Annotated in this window: 10 protein-coding genes; 5 read left to right on the top strand and 5 right to left on the bottom strand. The window is 62.2% G+C overall.

The features are described from left to right. Positions 1-71: 71 nt before the first annotated feature. Complete coding sequence (locus SFLMC1_RS01300; protein WP_152073578.1) at positions 72-1,589, bottom strand: aryl-sulfate sulfotransferase; 1,518 nt, start codon at positions 1,587-1,589, stop codon at positions 72-74. Positions 1,590-1,888: 299 nt separating this feature from the next. Here SFLMC1_RS01300 and gltB point away from each other — a divergent pair, with 299 nt between their 5' ends. From gltB to SFLMC1_RS01275, 5 genes are all read left to right on the top strand, one after another. Next, positions 1,889-6,574 (top strand): glutamate synthase large subunit, encoded by a 4,686-nt coding sequence (gltB, locus tag SFLMC1_RS01295; RefSeq protein WP_154063888.1) that lies wholly within the window; start codon positions 1,889-1,891, stop codon positions 6,572-6,574. 5 nt (positions 6,575-6,579) lie between these two features. Continuing rightward, positions 6,580-8,061 carry a glutamate synthase subunit beta gene (locus SFLMC1_RS01290; RefSeq protein ID WP_152073580.1) on the top strand — a complete coding sequence of 494 codons (1,482 nt, stop codon included), beginning with the start codon at positions 6,580-6,582 and terminating at the stop codon, positions 8,059-8,061. A 388-nt stretch (positions 8,062-8,449) separates the two neighbouring features. Next, entirely contained in the window at positions 8,450-9,157 is a 708-nt protein-coding gene (locus tag SFLMC1_RS01285) for a hypothetical protein (protein WP_152073581.1), read from the top strand. A 235-nt stretch (positions 9,158-9,392) separates the two neighbouring features. After that, positions 9,393-10,430, top strand: a complete 1,038-nt coding sequence (locus SFLMC1_RS01280) for a hypothetical protein (protein WP_152073582.1) — start codon at positions 9,393-9,395, stop codon at positions 10,428-10,430. A gap of 406 nt (positions 10,431-10,836) precedes the next feature. Continuing rightward, positions 10,837-12,207: a metal-dependent hydrolase family protein gene (locus SFLMC1_RS01275; protein ID WP_226814211.1), complete on the top strand. Its 1,371-nt coding sequence runs from the start codon at positions 10,837-10,839 to the stop codon at positions 12,205-12,207. A gap of 91 nt (positions 12,208-12,298) precedes the next feature. Here the strand turns inward: SFLMC1_RS01275 and SFLMC1_RS01270 are convergent, their stop codons facing one another. The 4 genes from SFLMC1_RS01270 to SFLMC1_RS01255 all read right to left on the bottom strand — a co-directional run bounded on the left by SFLMC1_RS01270 (position 12,299) and on the right by SFLMC1_RS01255 (position 15,922). After that, positions 12,299-12,802, bottom strand: a complete 504-nt coding sequence (locus tag SFLMC1_RS01270; protein WP_226814212.1) for a hypothetical protein — start codon at positions 12,800-12,802, stop codon at positions 12,299-12,301. Between the two features lie 82 nt (positions 12,803-12,884). After that, positions 12,885-13,157: a metal-sensing transcriptional repressor gene (locus tag SFLMC1_RS01265; RefSeq protein ID WP_152073584.1), complete on the bottom strand. Its 273-nt coding sequence runs from the start codon at positions 13,155-13,157 to the stop codon at positions 12,885-12,887. Between the two features lie 48 nt (positions 13,158-13,205). Next, entirely contained in the window at positions 13,206-13,427 is a 222-nt protein-coding gene (locus SFLMC1_RS01260; RefSeq protein ID WP_152073585.1) for a heavy-metal-associated domain-containing protein, read from the bottom strand. A 152-nt stretch (positions 13,428-13,579) separates the two neighbouring features. Next, on the bottom strand, positions 13,580-15,922 hold the full coding sequence (locus SFLMC1_RS01255; protein WP_152073586.1) for a heavy metal translocating P-type ATPase: 2,343 nt from the start codon (positions 15,920-15,922) through the stop codon (positions 13,580-13,582). Positions 15,923-16,409: the final 487 nt, after the last annotated feature.

Below are 16,409 nucleotides of genomic sequence, written 5' to 3'. Positions count from 1 at the left end.
CTCAATCTGTAACAGTTAGGCGTCGAAATCGGGTCTTCCTGTTACAGATTGAGATGCTTGAAGCGGTGAGCTTATAGGTCGAACTTGGGACCCTTGCTGTCGCCCTTGAGGTCGGCGGTGTCCAGGCGCATCATGCAAAAGTCCGCATGGCCCTCGTCGGATTCCTCGTCCTCGGCATTCATGCCGGTCAGAGCGGTCTGGTAGGGGTCGATGTCATCGACCACGGTTACGTTGAGCTTCTCGCTCGAAGCGCCCGGCACGCGGAAGGTGGCGTTGTCGATGGGCTCGATCGACACCTCGGGCGCGTGCTCTACCTGCGGAACCCACTCATAGGGCGCACGGTAGGCGCGGTAGACCATGTTGGAGCTAAAGCCGGGCGCCGGTGCCTTGAAGTAGGGGCTCAGATACTCCCAGACAATCTCGTGCTTGGGCGTGACCTCGATCAGATGACCGTCGGAGCCCTCAGTGATAAGCGTGTTGCCGTTGGGCAGACGCTGGGCAGAGCTGATGAACGGCGAGTAGAAGCGACTGCCGTCGGCAAAGGGGAGCCAGCCGGCTTCGAGCGGGGTGTACTGCCACGTGACCTCGAGCGTGATGGGGTTGAACTGCAGAATGCGCGAGTAGTCGCGGTGGACGGCGTTGGTGCCGTCGGGCGCGATGGCGTTGGGCGCGTCGTATCCCGCGGCACCGCCGTTATCGAAGACCAACAGGTCGCCCTCGCCGGGAAGGCCCTTGGGGATCATATGAAAGTGATGCTGGCCGATAATCCAGCCGATCTTTTTCTCGGCATCGCTGCCGTCGAAGCGCGGGCCGAGTTTCCAGACGATCTTGCCCGTCTTTTTGGAGATGATGGCCAAGATATTGGCGTTGCGGCAGTCGAGGATGAGGTTCTCGGGGGCAAAGCGCTCGTCACCGCGGTCGTACCACTTGTTGGGGCCGAGCTCCGAGACGCAGTTGATGTGCAGCCAGTCGCCGCCGGCCTCGCCGCGCATGGAGGGATTGTTGTAGAGCGACTTTTTGGCTGCCTCGTCAAAGCCGAACTCTTCAAAATGCTCCGACGCGCGCCACTCCCAGACGACCTCGCCGTCCCAGGTGACCTCGATGACCTTGTCGTCGATCAGGAGCTTGTCGCTGATCTCGGGGTGATAGCTGTTCTCGTGCGTGAGGATGATGGTGTTGCCGCCGTCCGTGCGCGGCTCTAGGCCGGGCGCATAATAGCCCACGGGCGAGCCTTCACGCTGGTAGTCGTGGTGCTGACGCGCCTGCCAGGTGGGGTCCTTGCCCTCGTCGGCCACGAGTTCGGTATGGTCCCATTTCCACACAATATTGCCGTCCCAGGCGACTTGCAACAGGTCGAGCTGGTCCTGATAGGCTGCCGCGCCGCCGCGTGCGCCCGAGGTGCCAAAGACTTGGCCGCCCGGCAGCAGCTTGTTGGGGAAGCCGCCCAGACCCGCCCAGCGGTTGACCTCGCGGCCGTTCATGTCGATGAGCAGCGCGCCGCCCGGGGTGGGGAAGATGGTGTAGCCGTTATTGGCACGCTCTTTGTCGTAGATGAGTGTGCCGGTGGGATGAATGCTCGGATAGCCCATGAGTGACTCCTGTCTGCACGGTTTCGGTTCCCGATAGTCTACAACCTACTAAACGTGTATGAATATATGGAATTGAGGTACTCGGATATCGCTTTTTCAGAATGACCCCTTGGGGATGGAGGAAACGGATTGCTCAGGGGGGTCAGTCAGACTAAGTGATCCGTTTCCCTCCGTCCCCAAGGAATCATTTGTTGCGTGCGTTACGCAATTGTTTCGAAACGGGCAGGAAACACAACGGATCGGCGATACTTCTAGTATGCCTATTCAACTGACTGTCTAACACCTAGGGGAGGATCGCGATGCAGGCAGATTCCGCTCAGCAGCAGGGCCTTTATCGCCCCGAATTCGACCACGATGCATGTGGCATCGGCGCGCTTGCCGATATCAACGGTGAGCGCCATCACCAGATTCTGGACGATGCACTGTCCATTCTGGTCAACTTGGAGCACCGCGGCGGCACGGGACTCGAGAAGAACACCGGCGACGGCGCTGGCATCCTGTTCCAGGTTCCGCATCACTTTTTCCGTAAAGAGGCTCAAAAGTGCGGCCAGATTCTGCCGGCAGAGGGCGACTATGGCGTGGCCATGCTGTTCTTCCCGCAGGACGACAAGGGCGTGGAGGATGCCCGCCGCGTGTTCGAGGAGGGCTGCGCCGAGGCCGGCGTGCCGCTGCTCTTTTGGCGCGAGGTGCCGGTCGACCCGCACGATCTGGGCGAGACGGCCCGCGCCTGCATGCCTACTATCCTGCAGGCCTTCCTGGGCCGTCCGGACGACACGCCCGCCGGCGATGCCTTTGAGCGTCGCCTGTACGTGTGCCGCCGTACCATCGAAAAGAAGGCCGACGCCGAGTTCGCCTTGCGCGACAAGATCTTCTATGTGTGCTCCATGAGCTCGCGCACTATCGTATACAAGGGCATGCTGGTCGCCACGCAGATGCGCCGCTTCTTCATCGATCTCAACGACGCCGCCGTCAAGACGGCTGTAGCGCTCGTCCACTCGCGGTACTCCACCAACACCACGCCCAGCTGGGAGCGCGCACACCCCAACCGCTTTATCATCCACAACGGCGAGATCAACACCCTCAAGGGCAACGTCAACTGGATCCGCGCCCGAGAGCCCAACCTGTACAGCCCCGTGCTGCAGCACGATCTTGAGCGCGTGATGCCCATCATCAACCGCGAGGGTTCCGACTCCGCGATTCTGGACAACGTGCTCGAGTTCCTGGTCATGAACGGTCGCCCGCTTACGCGTGCCGCGTCCATGTTGCTGCCCGAGCCGTGGGACCACAACGACAGCCTGAGTGAGGAGCGCCGCGCCTACGACGCTTACCAGTCCATGCTCATGGAGCCGTGGGATGGCCCGGCGGCCATCGCCTTTACCGACGGTCGCACGCTGGGCGCCGCCCTCGACCGTAACGGCCTGCGTCCCGCCCGCTACTATGTGACGCGCGACGGCCGCTTTATGCTGGCAAGCGAGGTGGGCACCATCGAGGTGCGCCCCGAGAACATCCTGACGAGCGGCTGCCTGGGACCGGGTCAGATGCTCGAGGTCGACTTTGCCCGTGGCCGCGTGATCTACAACGACGAGCTGCGCGCCCGTTACGCCAAGGAAAAGCCCTACCGTGATTGGATTGCCGAGGAGACGCTGACCGTCGATGCGCTCGATGGCCCTGCCGTGGCGACGCCCGCCGAGGACGCCGAGGTGCCCGCCGCCGTGCGCATGGCTAAGCTCGGGTATCACTGGGATGATGTTGACGAGGTCGTGCGTCCCATGGCCCAGCAGGGCAAGGCGCCGCTCGCCTCGATGGGCATCGATGCACCGCTGGCCTGCCTGTCCAAGAAGACGCGCTCCTTCTACGACTATTTCTATCAGCTGTTCGCTCAGGTCACGAACCCGCCCATCGACGCCCTTCGCGAGCATATGGTCACCTCGACCACGCTCTACCTGGGCAACCACGGCAACCTGCTCGAGGACTCCCGTACGGCCTGCCAGCTGGTTCGCTTGGAGCGCCCGTTGCTCAACGAGGAGGAGTTCGAGCGTATCTGCGCCATCGACCGCGTGGGCTTTAAGACCCGCCGTTTCCGTGCCGTGTACTGCCGCGATGCCGGCGAGGGCGCGCTGCAGGCTGCGCTCAAGCAGCTTGCAGAGGACGTTGAGGCTGCGGTCCGCGACGGCGTGAACATCGTGGTGTTGAGCGACCGCGCCGCGGCGGGCGAGGTGCCCGTGCCGTCGCTGCTCGCCGTGGGCTGCGTGCACAACCACCTGATCCGCGCCGGCGTGCGCACCTTTGCCGACATCGTGGTGGAGTGCGGCGACGCCGTGTCCCCGCACGACTTTGCGGCACTGGTGGGCTACTCCGCGAGCGGCATCTATCCGTACAACGCGCATGCGTGCATCCGCGATCTGGCGGCACGCGGCGACTTGGACGTGACGGCCGAGCAGGGCATCGCCAACTTCAACAAGGCTGCGACCGCCGGCATCGTCTCCATCATGTCCAAGATGGGCATCTCCACGGTGCAGAGCTACCATTCGGCGCAGATCTTCGAGGCCGTGGGCTTTACACCGGAGTTCGTCAACGCGTACTTCGCCGGCACGGTGAGCCGTGTGGGCGGTATGGGTGTCGAGGACGTCGAGCGCGAGCAAAACGAGCGCTACGACGCCGCGCTCGCTATCCTTAAGAGCCCGGCTCCCGATCAGCTGCCCACGCTGGGTCTGACCAAGTGGCGTCCGCTCGGCGGCGAGGATCACCTCATCGATCCGCAGACTGTCTACTTGCTGCAGACCGCCTGCCGTGAGGACAGCTATGACACCTTTAAGGAGTACAGCGCCCGCCTGCACCGCATCGGCCGCGCCGTGCGCCTGCGCGATCTGCTGGACTTTGATGCCAGCGGCCGCACTCCGGTGGCACTCGACGAGGTCGAGCCCGCGCTCAACATCGTCCGCCGCTTTAACACCGGCGCCATGTCGTACGGCTCCATCAGCAAAGAGGCACACGAGTGCATGGCCATCGCCATGAACCGCCTGCACGGCCGTTCCAACTCCGGCGAGGGCGGTGAGGATCCGCGTCGCGAGACCCCGCTGGCTAATGGTGACTCCAAGAACTCCGCCATCAAGCAGGTGGCAAGCGCGCGCTTTGGCGTGACGAGCCGCTACCTGTGCAGCGCCTTCGAGATTCAGATCAAGATGGCCCAGGGCGCCAAGCCCGGCGAGGGTGGCCACCTGCCCGGCAAGAAGGTCTACCCCTGGATCGCCGAGGTCCGTCAGTCCACGCCCGGCATCGGCCTGATCTCGCCTCCGCCGCACCACGACATCTACTCCATCGAGGACCTGGCAGAGCTGATCTTTGACCTTAAGAACGCCAACCCCGGCGCACGCGTGTCGGTCAAGCTGGTCAGCGAGGCCGGCGTCGGCACCATCGCCACCGGTGTGGCCAAGGGTGCTGCCGACAAGATCTTGATCAGCGGCCACAATGGCGGCTCGGGTGCCGCTGCGCGCGACTCTATCTGGCATGCGGGTCTGCCGCTGGAGCTTGGCCTTGCCGAGGCCCAGCAGACGCTGCTGCAAAACGGCCTGCGCTCACGCGTGGTGCTCGAGGCCGACGGCAAGCTCATGGACGGCACCGATGTTGCCGTCGCCTGCCTGTTGGGCGCCGAGGAGTTTGGCTTTGCGACCATGCCGCTCATCTCCATGGGCTGCCTCATGCAACGCGACTGCCAGCAGGACACCTGCCCGGCCGGTATCGCTACGCAAAACTGCCGCCTGCGTCGCGGCTTCCGCGGCACGCCCGAGCACGTTGAGCACTTTATGCTCTTTGTTGCCGAGCAGCTGCGCGAGGTCATGGCGAGCCTGGGCTTCCGCACCGTCGACGAGATGGTCGGCCATCCCGAGTGCTTGCGCCAGATCGAGGTTCCGGGTAACCGCAAAGCAAACCTGCTCGATCTGTCGCCCGTGCTGGCGAGCGCGACCTGCGAGTTCGGTGCCCATATTCCGGGCGCCGACGGCCGTCACTTCCTGCCGCAGATGGCTGCGGACAGCGAGCTCGACAAGACGCTCGACTCCACGTTGTTTGTGCCCTATACGGCCGATGCCCGCGCGCACCTGCGTCCGATTCGCTTCCGCGCCGATATCGCCAACGTCAACCGCTGCGTGGGCACCATCTTGGGCAACGCGGTGACCAAGGCACATCCCGAGGGCCTGCCCGCCGGCTCCATCACCATCGATTGCGATGGTTCGGCCGGTCAGAGCTTTGGAGCCTTCCTGCCGCGCGGCATTACGCTCAACGTGTGCGGCGACGCCAACGACTACTTTGGCAAGGGCCTTTCGGGCGGCGAGGTGTCGGTGCGCCCCAACCCGCATGCGACCTACAAGTTCGACGAGAACATCATCGTGGGCAACGTTGCGTTCTTTGGTGCCACGAGCGGCCGCGGCTTCATTAACGGTCTTGCCGGCCAGCGTTTTGCCGTGCGCAACTCCGGTGCCACGGTGGTGGTCGAGGGCTGCGGCAACCATGGCTGCGAGTACATGACGGGCGGTCTGGCGCTCATCCTGGGCGAGGTCGGGCAGAATTTTGCCGCCGGCATGACAGGCGGCGTGGCCTATGTCTTTGACCAGTACGGCACGCTCGATGCCCGCGTGAACCATGAGAGCGTTGAGCTCAAGGCCCCGACGGCCGGCGAGCTGGCGCAGATTCGCGAGCTCATCCAGGAGCACGTGGACGCGACGCAGAGCCCGCGCGGCATCAAGCTGCTCTACAGCTTCGAGACGATGAGCAAGCACTTTGTGAAGGTCATTCCGACCGAGTATGAGCGCGTGCTGGCGATTGTCGCCGCGGGCGAGGCTGCCGGCAAGACGCATGCGCAGGCTGAGGAGCTGGCGTTTGAGATTGTGACCGGTCGCGCGAGTGCCGCTGATGTCGCTCGCTTTGATGTTGCGGGCGCTGCGTCCGTGGCTGCCGGCTCTGTTGCTTCGACCAAGAAGGAGGCGTAAGTGCCATGGGTAAGCCCGGTGCTTTTCTTGATATCGATCGCGTGACCCACGAGCTGCGCCCTGTGGAGGAGCGCAGCCATGATTTTGATCCGCTGTACGTTGAGCTCGATGACGATGCACGTCGCGCCCAGGCGAGCCGCTGCATGATGTGCGGCGTGGCGTTTTGCCAGATGGGCGCGAGCTTTGGCAAGGCACGCCCGAGCGGCTGCCCGCTGCATAACCTGATTCCCGAGTGGAATGAGTTGGTGTACCGCGGCCGCTGGGACGAGGCTGCCGAGCGCCTGTCGCTCACCTCGCCCATGCCCGAGTTCACGAGTCGCGTGTGCCCGGCGCTGTGCGAGGCCGCGTGCAACCTGGGTTCGGTCGATGGCCAGCCCACGACGATCCATGACAACGAGCGTGCGATCAGCGACCATGAGTGGGCAAATGGCGGCCCGCGTCGCTTTGAGCCGGCAGGGGAGGGCGCGCCCACGGTTGCCGTGGTGGGCTCCGGTCCTGCTGGTCTGGTGGCAGCATGGGAGCTTGCGCGTCGTGGCGCCCGCGTGACGGTGTTTGAGCGCGACGATCGCCCGGGCGGTCTGCTCATGTACGGCATTCCCAACATGAAGCTCGAGAAGTCCGTGGTCGAGCGTCGCGTGGCGCTCATGCGCGAGCTGGGCATTGTGTTTGAGCTGGATGCCGATGTGAACGATCCCAAGGTTGCCGCCAAGCTCGATGACTTTGACGCCGTCGTGGTGGCTGCCGGCGCCCGTGCGCCTCGTGGTCTTTCGGCTGCGAACGTGGATGCTCCGGGCGTGGTGTACGCGGTGGACTACCTGACGGCTTCGACCGTCTCGGTGCTCGATGGCGGCAAGCCCGCGGTGAACGCGCGCGGTCTGGACGTCGTGGTCATTGGCGGCGGCGATACCGGCAACGACTGCGTGGGTACCGCCGTGCGTCAGGGCGCGCGCAGCGTGCGCCAGTTTGAGTTCTTGCCGGCTGCGCCCGATAAGCGCACGGCGAGCAACCCCTGGCCGCAGTGGCCAAACGTTAAGAAGACCGACTACGGCCAGCAGGAGGCTATCGCTGCGATGGGTGGCGAGATGCGTGCCTGGGGCGTGGATACGCTCGAGGTGCTGCTGGACAAGAAGGGTGCGGCTGCGGGTCTGCGCGTGGTCGATCTGGACTGGTCGGCGGGAAAGCCCGAGCGTATCGCGGGCTCCGAGCACGAGGTGCCGGCGCAGCTGGTACTCATCGCCTGCGGCTTTACGGGTCCCGAGCATGGCGTGTTCGATGCGGTGGGCGTGCCTGTTGCCACCGCTGGTCGTCCACTGCCGGTGATGGCTGCCGAGGGCTCGCACCTCGCGGCTCGCACGGAGGGTGTCGCCGCGGATGCCGCGCCGGTGTATGTGGCCGGTGACGCCCGCAACGGCAGCTCGCTCGTTGTGAGTGCCATGGCCGATGCCCTGGCCTGCGCTGCCGAAGTCGCCGAGGCGCTGGAGCTGTAAAGTAGTCATTCAAGAACGTCCCCAACGACTAGTCATTGGGGACGTTCTTTTTTAGTCATTGGGGACGTTCTTTTTTGTCTAGTCGTTGGGGACACTCTTTGCGAGCGATTTGCTCGTTTATCGACGTACGGGTGTTCATTTGTCGACTTCTTGGGCTGTGGTCGCCTGTTGTTTCTGTGGTGGCTGCGGGCATCTGGCTCAAATGAGCGGGTTGGCTGTCTATGTCTACCTGCAGTTTTGTTGTGGTGCGCTCATTCGGTCAAGTGCCCCGTCAAGTGTTTGGTTAGCATCTGGTTTGCGGTTGAAGGCCTATTTTGCCCGCGCTTGTCTCGGTTGCCCACCCTCCTCGTAAGCTCAAATTGAGGTCCATCAGTTTGAGGAGGATGCCATGACTGACCAAATTTATGACCGAGCAGAGCTGGCCGAAGCCGTCGGCAACGATATTGCTGACATGGCTCACTTTTGGATGCTGCGGAAGTTTCAATTCCTGGAGCCGGCGCGCGAGCAGTTCGAGATTATCGTCGATCCGTGGCTCAGCTATTGCGAGGAACCTTCTCAAAACGAAATCATGGCCTACAACATGGCGTTTACCGATTGGATGCTGTTTGAGCGCCCCTATTACCACGGCAAGACGCTGTTGGAGCTGTATGTGGACGAGCCGCCAGCGTCAATTTCTCCTGCTTCGCTCGGGCGACTTAAGCAGGTGCGTGACACGCAGTATTTCTCGCGCTTTGGCATTTTGGACAAGGATCCCGCGACTGGCATGGTCGTGCTGAAGGACACGCGCACCGACCGTCGCTTTGACGTCTACGACCCTCATATCGTGCAAAAGAAACATTGGAGCGACGGCGCGATTGCGGTACGCCTTGCCTGCGCCGACGATGTCTGGCTGACGGCGGGGCAGCTCTACCTGTATGACATCGCGCGCCTGAGCGACACGGCGGTCGACGGGCCGGGCGCGGTGCATCCCGAGGACCTACAGGACGGTTTCGACACCTCGTGCATCAGCTTCTTTTTGCGCCTGGTCCGTGACATCATGGGCGCCCAGGGGCGGTACGTGAAGTCGCTCAACATCTACGAGCAGGAGTGGGAGTAGGGGGTGGGCAGTTGTCGCCTGCCTTGCCTTCTGCCTTTCTGTCTTGATCTGTAACGTTTAGGGACAAAAAACCGGTCTACCTGTTACAGATCGAGACGAACGCTTGAGCGCCGCTGGTTTGTCTAAATCTGTAACGTTTGGGGGCCTGGAGAACGTCTAACTGTTACAGATCGAGACGTTTGTCGGCGGCGGCAACAGCGGCGATGGCCATTTCTCCGATATGGTGGTGATGGAAGTGTCTAATACCGTTTTAAAACACAAGCATACGACTCGCAACACGTTGGCGCGGAACAGGATGCTCGCGCGGCTCACGGAGGCGACTGAGCAAGGTGCACTGCTCGCAACGCATGACAATACCGAGCTCATGTGGCTGCGACGCCATGTTGGAACCGACGATATCGCGGAGCCCGAGCCGTACCTGTTCTGTTTTCAACATGATTGGGATGCGTTGACGCCGGCGGAGCGAGCGCTGCGGACTATTAAGGGCCTTGCGGAGTTTCATCCCGATTGGGCGTTTTGGGGCTATGACGCGGCGCTTTTGTGGGGTCTGGAGGTGCCGAACGATCTGCTCGGGCCGCGTTTTCTTGTTAAGACGGGTTGTTCGGTGACGTTGAGCGGCGGGTGCAGGTTGTTGCGTCCGCAGATGGCAGGCGCGTTCGATCGTGTCGATGGCGTGCGGGTGACGTCGTTTTGGCGCACGGCGGAGGATTGCTTGCTGCGTGCGCCGTTCTCCTACGGGTTGGCGATTGCCGATTCTGCGCTGCGTGCGAAAGGCGTAACACGTGGGGATTTGTGCGAGCGCCTCCGTGCCGATTGCGAGGGCAGGCGAGGGTATCGCAGAGCGCAGGTATTCGCGTCGTATGCGGACGGGTTGTCCGAAAATGGCGGCGAGTCTCGGTTCCGAGCGTTCTTTATTGCGTACGGCCTTCCGGTTCCGGAGCTGCAGGTGGAGTTTCGCGACCCGCTCGATCCGACCAGTGTGTTTCGCGTCGACTATTTTTGGCGGCTCGAAGACGGGACGTGCGTGATTGGCGAGCTCGATGGAAAGGGAAAGTATGCCCTGCAGGATGGTGGGGATCGGGAGCCGGTCGGCCCATTCGTGGCAGAACGTCAGCGGGAGTCCCATCTGACGATGCTCGGACATAAGGTACTGAGGTTTACGTTTGATGAGCTCAAGAATCCGGGGAAGCTGGCTGAAAAGATGAGACTGGCGGGCATTCCTCGGCAGGCTGAATTGGCTGAGGAGTGGAAGCGGCAGTGGTATGGGCGCTGAGGGGTGCAACTGACGCGGATGTGGTTGTTCCTGCCGAGTTTGTCTCGATCTATAACAACAAGGAGCCGTTTGGCCTCGCAAATGTTACAGATCGAGACAGAAGGTTGGCTGCCGCTAGAAGATCTCAATCTGTAACATCTAGAGGCTCAAAACCTGTCTACTTGTTACAGATTTAGACGTTTGATGACAGTGCTGGAGAATATCTCGATCTGTAACATCTAGCGGCCAAAATTCGACCCAACTGTTACAGATCGAGACATTTGGTCCACACGGCTGGAGCATCGCCGTGCTGGCCTCTCTATCCTCACATCCTCCCTTTCTCCGTTAACCGATATGTTCGACTTTAGTCGCTGCATTAGGTGATAATGGACAAATGTTCATGTTAATCGTGAGGGAGGAGCTCGATATGGCGACTACCGATCGTCCCACGTTGTTTATCAATGCGACCGTTCTGGACGGCTCGGAGCATATGGAGCCGCAGCCCGATATGGCCGTGGCCGTCGAGCGTGGCATCATCACCTGGATGGGACCGAGCGCTGTGGCCCAAGCTCCAGCGGGGGCCGAGGTCATCGACCTGGCAGGGGCGTTTCTCATGCCGGGCCTCATCAATATGCACGTGCATCTGTGCGGTTCGGGCAAGCCGGTTTCGGCGGGCGATGCGGGCGCGCTGATGAAGAAGCTCGATAATCCGGTGGGCCGCGCCATCGTTCGCCACATCCTCAAAGGCAGTGCCCAGCAACAGTTGGCAAGTGGCGTGACTACGGTGCGCGGTGCGGGTGACCCGCTGTTCGCCGACATCGCCGTGCGCAACGCTATCGACGCCGGCAAGTATCAGGGTCCGCGCCTGGTAGCGCCGGGAACGGGCGTCACGGTGCCGGGTGGTCACGGCGCGGGGCTGTTCGCGCAGGTCGCCAATACCCCCGGCGAGGCGGCCGAACAGGTGCGCGATCTGTATGCGCGCGGCGCCGACGTCATCAAGTTGTTCGTGACGGGCGGCGTGTTCGATGCGACCGAAGTGGGCGAGCCGGGCGTGCTGCGCATGCCGCTCGATGTCGCCGCGGCGGCGTGCAAGGCGGCGCACGAGGTTGGCCTTCCGGTCATGGCCCATGTCGAGAGTACCGAAGGTGTGAAGGCCGCACTTCAGGCCGGCGTCGACACAATCGAGCACGGCGCTCCGCTGACGCCTGAGATTCTGGAGCTGTACCGCGGCGCCGCGGGGACACAGCTCGAGGGACGCGCGCCGAGCGTGACCTGCACGATTAGTCCGGCGCTGCCGTTTGTGCTGCTCGATCCGGAAAAGACCCATTCGACCGACACGCAAAAGAAGAACGGCGACATCGTGTGCTCGGGCATTATCGAGAGTGCTCGTGCCGCACTGGAAGCCGGTATCAAGGTGGGCCTGGGCACGGACTCGAGCTGCCCGTTCGTGACCCAGTACGACATGTGGCGCGAGGTGGCCTATTTTGCCAAGTACGTGGGCGCGAGCAATGCCTTCGCACTGCATACAGCCACGCAGGTCAATGCCGAGCTGCTGGGGCTGGGCGGCGAGACCGGTACGATCGAGTGCGGCAAGGCCGCCGATATCCTGGTGACGCGCAAGAATCCGCTCGATGACCTATGCGCTCTGCGTGAGCCGATGCATGTGATGTGCCGTGGCGATCTGGTGTGCAAGCTCAAGGTGAAGCGCATTCCCGAGGTTGACGCCGAGCTCGACACGATTATGGCCATGCCGGCAGAAGCCCTGGCAGAGGAGCTCGCTCGCAATGGCGTAGCGTAGGTGTGACAAAGGGACGGTTCCCATGCCGCGTTCAAAAAAGCCGAGGCCTCAACACGAGGCCTCGGCTTTTTGCATTCCTATGGTGTAGCTGCTAGGAGCGCGTTTCCATCTTAGCGTGGCACTTGGGGCAGGTGACGCGGATTTTGCCCTTGCCCTTGGGGACGGACAGCATCTGGCCGCAGTTGGGGCACTTGAGGTAGGCCGTGGTCTTGCGGCCCTTCCACATCTTCTTTGCCGTGCGCTTGGCACGCTCAAAGTCTTTCTTGCTCGTTCCAGCTGCGCGCGAGGCGCTGGCCGCTGCAGTTCCGCCGCCCAGGCTGGCCACGAACTTGCCCAGGCAGGGGACGTTGGCAGTCGCGGCAACGAAGGCATCATTTTCCTTGCGGCGCGCGTCGATGTTTTTGGACAGGCCGCGCAGCACGCCGAGTGCGATTACGGCGATGGCGATCCAGCTGAGCCACTGGATACGGGCCATCGATCCGACCATCGCGAAAATAATTCCTATGAAGCCCAGCACGATGGTGAGTTCGTCGGCGCCGTTGCGACCCTTCATAAAGTCATTCATGCGAATTGCCTTTCGTTCGATATGCTGCACGCCTTTATACCCCTTTTGGTGCATTGGGGACGGGTTAATCTGCACCAAGGTGGTGCAAACGTACCTGTCCCCCTTGCACCAATTACTTGGCGAGCTTCTCGACGACGCGTTCGATCTCGGCGAGCTTGGCGGCTTTGAGCTCCTCGTCGCCCGATTCGATGGCCGACGCGACGCATCCCTCGATGTGAGCCTTGAGCACATCGGCGTTGATGCGGGCGATGAGCGCCTGCGTGGCCATGAGCTGCGTGGAGATGTCGACGCAATAGCGGTCCTCCTCCACCATTCGCAGGATGCCATCGATCTGACCGCGTGCCGTCTTGAGCATGCGGGTCACCGATTTGTGGTCTGCCATCATGGCGGGTCCTCGTTTCTGGTCGATGGGGTCGAATGCCTCTGGTGGCTGCTACGCGGCGGTTACGGACAGGGCATGGAACTTCTCGCCCGCACCCTCGACGGCGGCGGCGAGCTGCTCGGCGGTCACGGTGTCGGCGCACTCTACCTGGACGGTCTGGGTCTCGTGATCGGCGTCGGCATCGGTCACGCCTGCTACGCTGAGCAGCGCGGTCTCGACAGTAGCGTCGCAGTGGCCGCACATGAGGCCGGAAGTCTTGATTGTGTAACGCATGGGTGTACTCCTTATCGATTGAGATTATCTGACAGTTTAGTCGTGAACAGCGTCATCTTAAAGGTGCGCTGAGGTGCCCGAGATTGCCCCGAAAGAGGAGCGAAGCGTACTTGGGTACGCGAGCGACGGTTTGAGGGACAAGGTCGGGTGCATCAATGCGCCGTCTTAGGCTTAAAGGATTTCAGGCGCAGAGCGTTGCTTACGACGCACACGCTCGACAGGCTCATGGCCGCGGCGCCAAACATCGGCGAGAGCTGCCAGCCGGTGAGGGGGAAGAACACACCCGCGGCGAGTGGAATGCCGATGCCGTTGTAGAACAGCGCCCAGAACAGATCCTGCTTGATGTTGCGAATCGTGGCGCGCGAAAGCTCGATGGCGTGGGCGACGTCCATGAGGTCGCTGCGCATGAGCACCACGTCGGCGCCCTCCTTGGCGATGTCGGCGCCGGTGCCGATAGCGAGGCCAACGTCGGCGCGCGCCAGGGCGGGGGAGTCGTTGATGCCGTCGCCCACCATGGCGACCTTGCTGCCCGCATCCTGCAGTTCGCGCACGTGGCGTTCCTTGTCGGCGGGAAGAACGTCGGCGATAACCTGCTCGCTGGTAAGTCCCACGCGGCGGGCGATGGCCTCGGCCGTCACGCGGTTGTCGCCGGTGAGCATGCGCACATCGACGCCGAGCGAGCGCAGCGCGGTAACGGCCTCGGCACTTGTCTCCTTAACCTCGTCGGCCACGGCGACGATACCGGCAAGCTCACCGTTTTTGGCAAAGAACAGCGGCGTCTTGCCCTCGGCGGCAAATCGCTCCGCAAGTCCTGCGGGCACGGTGATACCCAGCTCGCTCATCAGGCGCACGTTGCCGGCTGCGATGACATTCTGCCCCTCGCGTGCCGTAACACCTCGCCCGGGCACGGCGGCAAAGTCCTCGACCATGCGTGCGACGATTCCGCGCGTCTCGCACTCGGCCATAATCGCCTCGGCCAGTGGGTGTTCGCTCTTGCGTTCCAGCGCGGCGGCCAGCTTGAGCAGCGCCTTTTCGCTCATGGCGGGCGAGCCGTCGGCACGCGTGGCCACCACGATATCGGTCACAGCCGGTTTGCCGCGGGTGACGGTGCCGGTCTTATCGAGCACCACGGTGCCCACGTTGCGCAGATTCTCCAGCGCCTCGGCGCTCTTAAACAGAATGCCCATCTCGGCGCCCTTGCCGGTGCCAACCATAATGGCGACGGGCGTGGCCAGGCCCAGCGCGCACGGGCAGCTGATCACCAGCACGGCCACGGCGGAGGTGAGCGCCTCGTTTACGCTGCCGGTCAGCGCCATCCACGCCACAAAGGTCACGGCCGAGATCGCAAACACCACGGGCACAAACACGCCGGCGACCTTATCGGCCATGCGGGCGATGGGCGCCTTGGTGGCGTTGGCGTCCTCGACGAGCTGGATGATCTTGGCGAGCGACGTGTCAGCGCCCACGCGCGTGGCGCGGAAGGTAAACGAGCCCGTGCGGTTGACCGTGGCCGCGTTGACAGTGTCGCCGGCGGTCTTTTCCACGGGTATGGACTCGCCGGTGAGCGCGCTCTCGTCCACGGCCGAGCTACCCTCGAGTACCACGCCGTCGACAGGGATAGACTCGCCGGGGCGCACGCGCAGCACCTGGCCGGGAAGAATGGCGTCGACGTCCACAGCGGTCTCGGTGCCGTCGTCGGCCACGATGGTCGCGGTCTTGGGCGCCAGGTCAATGAGCGCCTCGATGGCTCCGCCGGTTTTGGATTTGCTGCGCGTCTCGAGGTATTTGCCCACGGTGACGAGCGACAGGATCGTGCCCGCACTCTCAAAATACAGGTTGTCCATGCCCGTCATCATGGCCTCGTGGACCTGACCTGTGGCCAGCTGGTCGGCCATGATAAACATGGCGTAGAGCGACCAGGCAATGGAAGCGGTGGCACCGACGGCGATGAGGGCGTCCATGGTGGGTGCGCCGTGCACGAGCGACTTGAAGCCGTTGGTAAAGTACGCATCGTTGACGTAGACGATGGGGATGAGCAAGACGAGCTCGGTGAGCGCCAGCGTCATGCTGTGGGTGTGGTCGGTGAAGACGCCGGGCAGCGGCCAGCCGAGCATGTGCCCCATTCCTATGTAGAACAGCGGGATGAGGAAGATGATCGAGATGATGAGTCGGGTGCGCATGGCGGAAGCGGTGGCCTCCAGCTTTTTGGTAGGTGACTCCATATGGGTGGCGCCGGACCTGGCTTGTGCGCTGCCGTTTGAGTTGGCGGCATCGGTGCCCGTACTGACGGGCGAGGCCGAATAGCCCGCGCGGTCGACGGCGGTGCAGATATCGTCGGGGGAGACCTGCGCGGGGTCATAGTCGACCATCATGGAACCGGCGAGCAGGTTGACCGCGACGCTTTGGACGCCGTCGAGCTTGCTGACGGCGCGGTCCACATGCGCCTGGCAAGCGGCGCATGTCATGCCGCCCACGTCAAACTTATCTTGAGCCATGGCTTCTCCTTTCTGTAGTTCGGTGTTGGAATTGTTAACCTGCCGATACTATACACCCATACCCCCTGGGGGTGTCCAGTTCAGAAAGAAATGTATGACATTTCGCTACAGAAGGAGACTGACTGCCGGGCTATCGCTGTCCAGCCATTCATCTCAATCTGTAACATCTAGCAGGGAAAATGACCTCTAACTGTTACAGATCGAGATTTTGTATTGTGAGGTTTTGGTTTGTCTCGATCTGTAACAGCAAGACCGGTTTTTGGGCTCCAGGTGTTACAGATTGAGACGAACCTTCGGCAAAAAAACTTAATGTCTCAATCTGTAACATCTAGCACCAAATATGACCTCTAACTGTTACAGATCGAGACAAACCGTCCGCGGTCAACTCAAATGTCTTGATCTGTAACATCTAGAGAGGTTTTAGACCCCTTACTGTTACAGATTAAGATGTTGTCTCGCGGGGTTGGGGTTTGTCTCGTTCTGTAAC

The sequence above is a fragment of the Collinsella aerofaciens genome (assembly GCF_901212495.1).
GTDB classification, from domain to species: Bacteria; Actinomycetota; Coriobacteriia; order Coriobacteriales; family Coriobacteriaceae; genus Collinsella; species Collinsella aerofaciens_H.
The sequence above is the reverse complement of the archived record's forward strand: the minus strand, read 5'-3'. Positions and strand labels throughout refer to the sequence as shown.

Bases quoted from the DNA above. Each gene is read 5' to 3' on its own strand.
- SFLMC1_RS01300 (WP_152073578.1), bottom strand. From the start codon at position 1,589: ATGGGCTATCCGAGCATTCATCCCACCGGCACACTCATCTACGACAAA.
- gltB (WP_154063888.1), top strand. From the start codon at position 1,889: ATGCAGGCAGATTCCGCTCAGCAGCAGGGCCTTTATCGCCCCGAATTC.
- SFLMC1_RS01290 (WP_152073580.1), top strand. From the start codon at position 6,580: ATGGGTAAGCCCGGTGCTTTTCTTGATATCGATCGCGTGACCCACGAG.
- SFLMC1_RS01285 (WP_152073581.1), top strand. From the start codon at position 8,450: ATGACTGACCAAATTTATGACCGAGCAGAGCTGGCCGAAGCCGTCGGC.
- SFLMC1_RS01275 (WP_226814211.1), top strand. From the start codon at position 10,837: ATGGCGACTACCGATCGTCCCACGTTGTTTATCAATGCGACCGTTCTG.
- SFLMC1_RS01265 (WP_152073584.1), bottom strand. From the start codon at position 13,157: ATGATGGCAGACCACAAATCGGTGACCCGCATGCTCAAGACGGCACGC.
- SFLMC1_RS01260 (WP_152073585.1), bottom strand. From the start codon at position 13,427: ATGCGTTACACAATCAAGACTTCCGGCCTCATGTGCGGCCACTGCGAC.
- SFLMC1_RS01255 (WP_152073586.1), bottom strand. From the start codon at position 15,922: ATGGCTCAAGATAAGTTTGACGTGGGCGGCATGACATGCGCCGCTTGC.